This window comes from Phocaeicola faecicola (assembly GCF_013618865.1).
Lineage (GTDB): Bacteria > Bacteroidota > Bacteroidia > Bacteroidales > Bacteroidaceae > Phocaeicola > Phocaeicola faecicola.
The window spans coordinates 1-4,049 of record NZ_JABSOE010000125.1; the positions used below are offsets into that span (position 1 = coordinate 1).

Annotated in this window: 6 protein-coding genes; 2 read left to right on the plus strand and 4 right to left on the minus strand. The window is 46.0% G+C overall.

The annotated features are described in order from the left end of the window. Positions 1–119 precede the first annotated feature (119 nt). The 4 genes from H3001_RS19655 to H3001_RS18805 all read right to left on the minus strand — a co-directional run bounded on the left by H3001_RS19655 (position 120) and on the right by H3001_RS18805 (position 2,294). Positions 120–248, minus strand: a complete 129-nt coding sequence (locus H3001_RS19655) for a hypothetical protein (RefSeq protein ID WP_262890866.1) — start codon at positions 246–248, stop codon at positions 120–122. A 49-nt stretch (positions 249–297) separates the two neighbouring features. Beyond that, the gene (locus tag H3001_RS18795) at positions 298–1,227 is read right to left on the minus strand and encodes a relaxase/mobilization nuclease domain-containing protein (protein WP_181215762.1); all 930 of its coding nucleotides are present in this window, start codon (positions 1,225–1,227) and stop codon (positions 298–300) included. Then, positions 1,224–1,598: a plasmid mobilization protein gene (locus H3001_RS18800; RefSeq protein WP_181215763.1), complete on the minus strand. Its 375-nt coding sequence runs from the start codon at positions 1,596–1,598 to the stop codon at positions 1,224–1,226. The genes H3001_RS18795 and H3001_RS18800 overlap by 4 nt, the downstream gene beginning before the upstream one ends. Positions 1,599–1,826: 228 nt before the next feature. Next, the gene (locus tag H3001_RS18805; protein WP_181215764.1) at positions 1,827–2,294 is read right to left on the minus strand and encodes a DUF3408 domain-containing protein; all 468 of its coding nucleotides are present in this window, start codon (positions 2,292–2,294) and stop codon (positions 1,827–1,829) included. 449 nt (positions 2,295–2,743) lie between these two features. Between H3001_RS18805 and H3001_RS18810 the strand changes: the two genes are divergently transcribed. Together H3001_RS18810 and H3001_RS18815 are read left to right on the plus strand one after the other, a co-directional pair. Beyond that, positions 2,744–3,064, plus strand: coding sequence for a helix-turn-helix domain-containing protein (locus H3001_RS18810; protein ID WP_181215765.1), 321 nt, complete (start codon positions 2,744–2,746; stop codon positions 3,062–3,064). A 41-nt stretch (positions 3,065–3,105) separates the two neighbouring features. After that, entirely contained in the window at positions 3,106–3,414 is a 309-nt protein-coding gene (locus tag H3001_RS18815; protein WP_181215766.1) for a helix-turn-helix domain-containing protein, read from the plus strand. The last annotated feature ends 635 nt before the right edge of the window (positions 3,415–4,049 follow it).

Here is a 4,049-nt window from a genome sequence, read left to right on the forward strand (position 1 = left end):
ATCAAGGATCTATTTAGCCATGCTGAATACGACATCCTTTACAAAAATGACGGTCAGCTAGAATTGGATTTTACATCATAATGAGCCATATTGAGATGTTTTACATTTTTTAAGAGACACTAGTGATCCTGTGTATTATTAACTGTCGGGCTGTTGCCTTCCGGCAAGGGGACGGACAACCCGTTGATTTTGTTCTCTATTCTTTCCAGGCATCCGAAGATGCTCTCGATACATTCTTCCATTTTCATATTCCTGTAATTTTAATGTTCATGAATAATTTGAATGGGAAAGAACGGACTACAATCCGAATCCTTTCCTTTTTTGTCTCTTCTTCCTGCGTCTGCGCAAGAGTCCTTCCTGAGGTAACGGCTCTTCGGGAGCTGTACCGTTTGTCGGACTGAACAGTCCAGGTCCTGTACTTTCGAGAAGATGCCCTCCGTCCGGTATTCTTTGCTGCACCTTACGTTCGGATTCCTGTTGGGTTTCCGAAGTCTTCCAGCCCAACCGGGCATTCAGTCTGGCAAAGCTGAACTCCCTGCTGATCTGTGAAGCCTTGAAGGTCTGCTCGTCCTTGGTGAACCGGATTCCCTGTATGTCCTCCGGCCTTTTTATCTCCCTGGTACGCTTTACAAATTCCAGCCTGATGCCCCGGCGAAGCAGGTAATCATTGAACTCTTTCCATGTTTTGGAGTGTTTCAAAGCTGCCTTGACGGCATTGAAGATTTCGTATTTCACACGCTCCGAAGCATGGAGTTTCTCCACGTTAGTCTTGCCCTTGTCCTCGGCATATGTCAACCCGTACTTGTTCTTAAGCTGTTTTGTGGCAATTTCATTGCGCTTGTAATCGCCTTGGGAAGAGATTACCTTGCCGTCATAACTTATGCGGTTATAGACAAGGTGGCAGTGCGGGTTGTCCGTATTATGGTGTCTTACCAGGATGAACTGGGTGTTCCTTATCCCCATCAGTTCCATGTATTCCCGGGCTATTTTAGCCATAAATTCATCCGTCAGCAAGGCCTTGTCCTCCGGCTTGAAGCTCAATGCGATATGCCCGACAGGCTGTTTTATCTTCGGATTAAGCTCACGCTGGAAGTTGAAACTGTCCGTTATTTCCCGGATATTTCCCAGCAATACACCATCTGAGTCAATGATTTCCGCGTTGTCTTTACCCATCACGTAGCGGATACAGCCGCCGAAGGATTTCCCTTTCTTGATCTTTCCAATCATGACGACCTCCTTTCTCCGTGCCTGTACCTGACAATAATCTTCTTAAGCTTCTGCAGGAGTTCCGTCACCGCCCTTTGGGTACGGTGGAATCCGGCCTGATGGGACAGCCGGGTCAGCTGGTTCAGGTTGTTCGCCATACCCGTAAGGCTGCGTATGACGGCAGTCTCTTCGGCCGAGTGCCTGGCCGTTATCGTCGTCTCAAAGGCTGATACGCGAAGAAATTCCGCCAGCGTGAGGTTGGCCTGTCTGCTGCGTCGGCATAACCGTTCATAGTCTATCTTGGAGAATTTCACTGTAACGGCTTTGCTAAGTTTGCACACTCCGCTTACTCTTGGGCGTCCCCTCGGTCTGTTTTTCTTTCTGTCATTCATATTTTCTTTGTTTGATTTCTGATTATTCTTTTTCTCACAATCTGCGACCACCGGGAGCGGATTGCCTCCACTCTTCGGGAGTGGAGCGAGGTTTTCGGGATGCCCGAAAGATAACCTCGCTAACTCCCAAAACTGAAGTTTTGTCCGTTACCCCCTCAGGTCGGCTACTGACTGTCTGAATACTGTAATGACTGGAGTCAGTAAGCAAGTCTGTCATTCCGGAAAATGTCACAGCTTTCGCCACTGCTCGAAGTCTTCCGAATAGATTTCAAGATGCTGCCGGGCTATGTTCTCAAGCAATCCGGAAACGCTCATTTTACGTCCTCCCAATCTGCGGACAAACTCGTCCAGCCTGTCACGTACTTCGCCACTAACAAACACGGGCTTGCGGTCTTCGATTCTCGGGACCTGAAGAAAGGCTTTCCGGTATTCGTCCAGAGAAAGTTTCCTCTGCCTGCTGCTTATACGACGCTGAGAAGGAGGAATGCCTTCCTCTCTTCCTGTTGGCGATTGCTGGGGCTCGAATGGAACTTCTACTTGTTCTACAGACTTTGCCCGTTCACTATTTCCGGTATCATTCAAAGATGATTCACGGGCAGTTTCAATGCTGCCATCTGACGGGAGTATGAATGACATGTCCGTACCTGTCATGGCCTCCCATTCTTCTTCGGTCAATTTTTTTTTGTTACCATACATTTTTGATTTTAATCGGTTTACTCACTGGTCTCGGTGCGCACCTTGACTCGTTGTCGTGAGCAAAGGAAATGTGTATAGTGAACAGAATCAAGCAAATGGAGATACCGTGGCAATTATGTTATCCTATGCACAGTACTGATTGGACAGTCGGTGCAGCCTGCCGTGATTTGCTGGAGTGATTTCTCCATACCGGATTATTCAAGCGGATTCCGTTTATAAAGAAGGCTCATTGTATGCACTTGATATGTAACATGATGTCATTCCAGGCAATGCATCGTCATCGGTCTGAAAAACCATTGCAGTGTGATTCCTACTGCTTTTATTTGCAGTGGGAACAGAAAAAACGGTCACATTCCCAGCCGAGAATTGAACGATGATACATGATGGAATATCGGCTGTAAAAAACCTGTTATGCTCCGGAATTTTGAATATATGTTTAACTGAAAATAATGAAGACAATGGAAATCATCAGCTTTGAAAAAAGGACTTTCGAGGAGATTGCCGCCAAGCTGGATCGCTTCGTGCAGCGAGTGGAAAGTATGTGCCGTGAACATGGCGAAAAGGAAACAGGTGAATGGATGGACAACCACGAGGTCTGCCGCAGGTTGCGTATCAGCCCGAGAACCCTGCAGACCTTAAGGGATAACGGGACGCTTGCCTTTACCAAAATCGGGAACCGGACTTATTACCGTCCTGACGATGTAGAGCGTGTGGTCGGAAATGTGGAGGAGAAACGTAAGGAAGCCCGTTGGAAAGGCAAGACCATTTGAACGAGTTTCAAGAATAATGTATAAACCAATATCAAACGCGTATGAGTAATGAAATCAGAGAAAAGGACCATGAGTGGGTAAAGGCATTCCACTCGAATTTCGACAGGCTGCTGGTCCTGCTCGAAAAGTTGTTGGAAAAACGGCAACCGTCTGCCTATGGCGATGAACTGCTGACAGACAAGGAAGTGGCATACCTGCTGAAAGTGAGCCGGAGAACCTTGCAAGACTATCGCAACAACGGTATTCTACCTTACACACAGATAGGCGGAAAGATTCTCTACCGGGCGTCCGACATAGAAAAGACACTGATGAAAGGGTACAAGGAGGCGTACAGATACAAAAGGGGTTAACATTCCAAGCGTTCCCACAAAGAACACGCAAAGATTTTGATTTTTCTGGAGGGAGCGCGGTTGACCGCCTGCCATTTTATCAGTGTTTCTTAAAAATAGCCTTTCCAAATGATAAAATAACAGCATATAGAATCAGGCCCTATTTGAACCAATCTATATGCTGTTTTGTTTTTTTCTTCTGACTTTTCCGTCAGTCGCTTGTTTCCGCTGCCGTCGGCATCCATTGTACAGACGTGAAAGGGAAAAGGTTTTCGGGCTGAATACGCTCTGAAAGAGGAAGATTCTGCCCGAAACGGCAAAGCCGCCTGACCTTTTCGCTTTCAATAAAGTCTGTACTAACTTCTATGGACGGCGAGGAAATGGGCGACTGATATAGAAGAATGGTTATGATGCATCACTGTTTTTTATGGAGTTATGCTATCGGAGTTTATATAATTCTTTATAGGTTAACATTAAATAAATCTGTTAATATCAAGAATTCTTTTACAAATTCTTATCTTTGTATTGTGTGTGCGACAAGAAGTCGTACAAGTAATTGTTCAGCATGATGTCTGAACCTGTTGTTCCGTCAACAGTAGCCTAAAGAGGCGTGCTTTACGAGTAATTGTTTGGTGCGAAGCCCTCTTGACAATATG